A 5,646-nucleotide genomic window follows, 5' to 3' on the forward strand; every position below is an offset into this window, starting at 1 on the left:
CGGCAAAGGTTTTTGGGAAAACTTTAAGTACGTAATGACGAAAAAATTTGCCACCATAGAAGGGCGAGCTTCACGCGGTGAGTATTTTAAATTTTACAGCGTTAGTGCCGTCATTTTATCCTTAATATGGTTTGTTGCCGCCATATCGGCTAATATATCCATGAGTCTGTATGTGGCACTCAGCATTGTGTGCTTTGTATTCGGCCTCGTTTTGTTTATTCCGTCTTTTTGCTTAAACGTAAGGCGATTACACGATGTGGGGCGGTCCGGTGCGTGGATTCTTGTGAATTTCGTACCTTTCGGAGAGTTTTATTTCCTATATCTCATTTGTTCTGAAGGCCAGGCTATTATGAACCGTTACGGGCGTAAGACAAATTATGTGGGACTTACGTCGGAAGAAGCGGCACGTATCGGTAAGCCGGCCAGTCCGACGGACACTATGATTATTGTAGCTTTCTTTGTATCCCTGGTATGCTCCATTGTCGCTCCTTTTATTTGGGTAGCGGCAGGTGCATTGGCTACTCGCTGGTAATAAAAAACCGTTTGCCCAAGGGCAAACGGTTTTTTTACGGTCATTGCGTGACGGCTATGACCGCTTTTTTTGTTTATATGTTGACCGGCTTATTTGCAGGCGCTCACCGATAGTAAAGATAACTAAGGATATCCAAATAAAAGAGAGGGCCATGAGTTTATCCGTACCGAAGGGCTCGTGAAAGAAGAAAATTCCCCAGACGAAAGCCAGTGTAGGGCTGATATATTGGATAAACCCGAGTACATTTAAAGGTAATTCGTTGGCCCCGTAAGAAAAGAGCAATAAGGGAACGGCCGTAACGATACCGGCACCCAATAATAAGAAGGTGGTTGTTACGTCACTCGTTAAAAAATGGCCGGATGAATTCGAATGAAGGTTGTAAATATATACGATTGACGGGGCCAAGACAATAAGTGTTTCCAGTGTGATGCTCGAAATCGGCTGTAGATGGAGCATTTTTTTGACGGCCCCGTAGAGAGCGAAGGTCCCGGCCAAGAGTAAAGCCAGCCAAGGAAAGTGCCCGCCTTGCCAAGTCATGAGTGCCAGCCCGATGGCGGCAAGAACGATACTGATTCGTTTCGGCGTACTCAGCTTTTCGGAAAGCATGACAACGCCCAAAAGTACGGATAGAAGCGGGTTCAAATAGTAGCCGATGCTTGTGTCGATAACATGACCGTGCGTAACCGCCCAAATGTAGGTCAACCAATTGGCGGTTACCAGAACGGCAGCTGTCAGGAGCAGGAGAATGCGACTCGTTTTTTCGCGCAGGAAGGCAAGGTCCTCTTTCAGTTGTTTGCGCCCTGCGAAGATGAGGACGAAGAGCATAAAGACAAAAGACCAGGCAATGCGATGTGAGAGAATTTCTCCGGCTTCTACGTGGGAAAGGAAATACCAGTAAAGCGGTAAGGTACCCCAAATGATAAAGCTGCTGCAAGCTGCAAAAAAGCCGAGGCGATAATGCTTATAAGATGAATCGGGCAAAAATGTCACATCCTTTTCAATAGAGCTGATTAGTCTTTTTCGTTATATAAATTGAGTTTTTGCGGCAATACCTTGTTGAGAACAATAGCAACCATTGCTGCCGTAGCTATGGAAGAGCTTAAGAGATAACGCAATAACTGCGGCAAAGACGCCACATAGTCTTGAGGCAATAAATAAAGAGCCAAGGTCGTAATGATGGGTAAGCCGATGATAAACATGTTGCGTTCATCAAGTTCGAGACGGCGAATAACACGGAAACCGCTTAAAGCAATAATTGATGAAACGATGACAAAAATACCGCCGATAACCGGAGCGGGAATAGATGCGATAAGCATGGCCAGTTTATTGGACAGACCGAAGGCAATCATCCAAAAGGCACAACCGTAAAAAGCGTGACGGCTGGCTACACCTGTAATTGAGATGAGACCGGCATTTGTAGAATAGCCCGTAGCCGGTGTACCGCCAAAGAGGCCGCCGATAAAGCAGCTCAGGCCTTCGCCTAAAATCCCCTTGTCTAATTGTTCATCCGTCAAGGGGCGTTCAATGACGGAACTGACGGCGAACCAGGTTCCCGTAGTTTCGGCCAAAAGAACAATGTAGATGAGAATCATAGTAATGATAGCGGGAATGTCGAAGATGACGGGGAATGATGCGAAAGCCAGGTGGGGAACCGAAAATAAAGGAGCCGCTACTACGGCATCCAAAGAAAAGCGTCCCATAGGTGCGGCTGCGAGGCATCCGGCAACGAGGGCTATAATAACAGAGCCGATACGCAACCAATTGCCCTTTTTACCCATGTGCAAGCCGAGCATAACGCAAACGGTAAGGACACCTCCGGAAACGAGAGCCAGAATGATATTTTCCGTAATTGTACCGGCACCGTGAACCGTAAATATATTGTCTTTTAAGCCTATGGGAATGAGGGACAGCCCGACGACGAAGATAATCGTACCGCCGACGAGAGGCGGTACGAAGTAATTAATGGCCTTGCGGACAATACCCGTCATGCCGAGAACACAAACAATGAGGCTGCCGACGAGAATGGCTCCGAATACGGCGGCCAAGCTGTCAATACCCGTGCCGTGAGCCAAGGCGATGCCGGCAATGGCACCGATAGGAACATAGGACGGTCCCTGAGCGACGGGAAGTTTCATGAGAAAACGAGATTGTATAAGCGTGCCTAAACCGCTGGCAATAAAGGTTGCCTGAATGAGGAAGGCCGATTCCTGAACAGATAAGGATAAAATGCCGGCAACGATAAAGGGAACGACGTAAATATCCATGGCCAGCAAATGTTGCAAGCCGAGTAAAAGGGATTGTACGGGCGGTAAAGCCTCGTCAGGCTGAACGAGTAAAGATCCTTCGTAGTGTTGAGTTTTTGCTTCTTCTGTAGACATAAATCCTCCTAATGCAATGAAACGGGTTTTCCCGAGACCCAGAGGGCTGTAATGTTTTGCCGTTGGCCTGTAAAAATTATTTTTTGCAACATATCTGCCAATGAGTCGGTATCATATTGGCGAGTCTGACTTTGCGAAGCCAGACAGTCGAAAACAAAGGCATCGAAGCGACAGCCCTTACGAAATTGGCCGGCATTGACGTGCAGGGCGGTAGCCCCGCCGACAGTAGCCATGTAAAAGGCTTGTCTGAAATCGATGACGCTAGCGGGGATGCCGCCTCGCTCTATCGGAGATTTTGAAAAATCGGTTCCCGTAGAAAGGAGGCGCGACGATAAAATAGCCTGACGCATGGAATCAAACATAGACGGCGTATAGCCGGCGGAAATATCTGTGGCCAATGATATGCTGAGCCCTTGTTCCAAACGGCGTTTGACCGGGCAGACGGCTCCGGCAAACAAGATGTTGGATAAGGGACTGTGGGCAATGGCAGCACCGTGTTCTTTGTACAACTCTGCGTCGGAGTCGCTTAAGTAGACGGAGTGCGCCAGCGTTGTTTTATTCGTCAATAGCCCGTATTTTAAGTGAGCTTGCGTATCGCTTAGGCCTGTTCGTTCCAGTACATGGGCGTGTTCCCAGTCTCCTTCGGAACAGTGGGATTGAACGGGCGCGTCATAGCGGCGGGCCAAGTCGCCCAGGCCGTAAAGGACTTCGTCACTGCACGTAGGAATGAATCGCGGTGTAACGACGCCGATTATGTCTTGCCGTGTCCGGCCGTTCAGGTCGCGGCAATAAGTGAGAAAGTCTTCCGTAGCATCCAGTGCCGCTTGTGGAGACGGATCACGATAATAATCGGGGCACTGAGACGGCAAGTCCATAACTACTTTACCGATATAAGCATGTTGGCCTTCAGAAGCACAAATTTCGGCTAAAACCTTATTAGGTTCGTTATGGACGGAACCGAAATATTGGGCCGTCGTCGTGCCGTTTGCCAAAAGAGTTCGAACCAGGTCTTTATAAATCGTCTCGGCAAAATCCGTGTTTTTATAAGCGGCTTCCAGAGGGAAGGTATAGTCATTAAGCCAAATAGGAAGATCCGCATCCAGCGCCTTGCCTACTTGGGCCCATTGAGGCGCATGAACGTGGGTATCGATGAATCCGGGCAACAAATATTGTTGTGATTTCAGTCGATGTAGAGAACCTTCGTCCTCCGACTGGCGAAGAATATTATCGTACCTGTCATCCTTCGGAGAAACTACATTATCGAGGACTCCCGCCTCGTCAATAAGAAACAGGTGGTCCTCCAGTATATCAAATGAGTCCGGGCCTGTACTGTGGAAGGCGGTTCCGCGTATGACTGATGAACAGTTTGTCAAGAAAGTCACCCCTGACCTGTTATTAAATAATAAAAAATAATACGTATAGTATATTACTTTTGTGAAAGTAAGAAAAGAAAAATAAGAGGAATTTAAAGGACTTCGAATAAAGTGGCCGGTCTTTTTAATGACGGGTCACTTTATTCGAAGCGGCACCGGTCTTGCATGGGACAATCCCGGTACCGACCGCGTGTTGCATGCATGGGGAGGATAGTCTTTAGAAAGTAAAATAACACATAAAAATAAGGAAACCTTGTGAGGTTTCCTTATTTCGGTATGATTAGGATTAGGCGGAAGCTTCGCCGCTGTCTCCGACAGTATCGATATTGTGACCGCGAACCTTGTCGACAATCATGGACAGGGCCTGATCGCCGGCTACGTTTGTAGCCGTGCCGAAGGAATCTTGCGAGAAGTGGAGAGAAATGATGAGTTGTTGCATCGGTTCCGTAAAGCCGAGCATGGAAGTAATAATTCCCAAGGCAGCCATAACACCGCCGCCGGGGACGCCCGGTGCGGCGACCATTGTGACGCCGAGCATGAAGATATAAGGCGTGAATAAGGTTAAGCTGACATCCATGCCCATGGCCATCATAATACCCATTGTGCCCAGAACCAGACAAATCGTATCACCTGCCAGGTGAATGGTGGCACACAAGGGGATACAGAAGTTGGCAACCCCTTCGGACATATCGCAATTATGGGCACACTTCAAGTTGACCGGAATGGTGGAAGCTGAAGATTGCGTACCTACAGCTGTAAAGTAAGCCGGTAAAATTCGGGGAATGTATTTGAAGTTATTTCGTTTGCAAATGAGTCCCGAAATGCCGAACTGCAAGAGGAGGTACAGAACCTGTAAGAGAAGTATGCACACATACAGGCCGATAAAAATTTTAGCCGTTGCTACAATTTTTCCCTGTGCGGCCAACTTGCAGAATAAAGAACCGACATATATAGGAATTAAAGGAATGATAATTTTAGTCAGAGCCTTAGTGATAATATCGCGGACCTCGCGCAATACACTTAAGAGCTTTCCGGCAGCGCCGACTTTCAGGTTAGCCATGCCGATACCTAAGATAAAGGCAAGCATAAGGCCTGTCATAACATCGAATACAGGTGTAACCTTAATGGTCAGGAAGGGATCGTACGGGTTGACATCGGCCACGGAGCCGGAGAAGGGATGAATAAAGTTCGGTAATATGGAAACTCCGAAGAAATAAGCGATGTACCCGGCTAAAATAGTGGATGCATAGGCGAGAAAAACCGTAAGTCCCAGCAGCTTATTAGCCTGTTTACCTAAATCGGCCATACCGACAGCTACGAAAGAGACGATAAGTAAAGGAATGAGGAATGATAAAAAAGTGCT

5 protein-coding genes are annotated in these 5,646 nt (G+C 47.6%); 1 reads left to right on the plus strand and 4 read right to left on the minus strand.

The features are described 5' to 3' along the window. Nucleotides 1–532 (plus strand): DUF805 domain-containing protein (locus PGX78_RS05255; RefSeq protein WP_270445739.1); only part of this gene is annotated, 532 nt, incomplete at its 5' end. Between the two features lie 54 nt (nt 533–586). Here the strand turns inward: PGX78_RS05255 and rarD are convergent. The 4 genes from rarD to PGX78_RS05275 form a co-directional block, all read right to left on the minus strand. Next, nucleotides 587–1,513, minus strand: a complete 927-nt coding sequence (gene rarD / locus PGX78_RS05260) for an EamA family transporter RarD (RefSeq protein ID WP_270445741.1) — start codon at nt 1,511–1,513, stop codon at nt 587–589. 29 nt (nt 1,514–1,542) lie between these two features. Continuing rightward, nucleotides 1,543–2,910, minus strand: coding sequence for a uracil-xanthine permease family protein (locus tag PGX78_RS05265; RefSeq protein ID WP_270445743.1), 1,368 nt, complete (start codon nt 2,908–2,910; stop codon nt 1,543–1,545). 8 nt (nt 2,911–2,918) lie between these two features. Further along, entirely contained in the window at nt 2,919–4,292 is a 1,374-nt protein-coding gene (gene guaD, locus PGX78_RS05270; RefSeq protein ID WP_270445745.1) for a guanine deaminase, read from the minus strand. A 277-nt stretch (nt 4,293–4,569) separates the two neighbouring features. After that, a partial coding sequence (locus PGX78_RS05275) for a cation:dicarboxylate symporter family transporter (protein ID WP_270445747.1) occupies nt 4,570–5,646 on the minus strand: 1,077 nt, incomplete at its 5' end.

Origin of the sequence: Megasphaera sp. AF13-6AC (genome assembly GCF_027685385.1) — a bacterium.
In the GTDB taxonomy this organism is placed as follows: domain Bacteria; phylum Bacillota; class Negativicutes; order Veillonellales; family Megasphaeraceae; genus Megasphaera; species Megasphaera micronuciformis.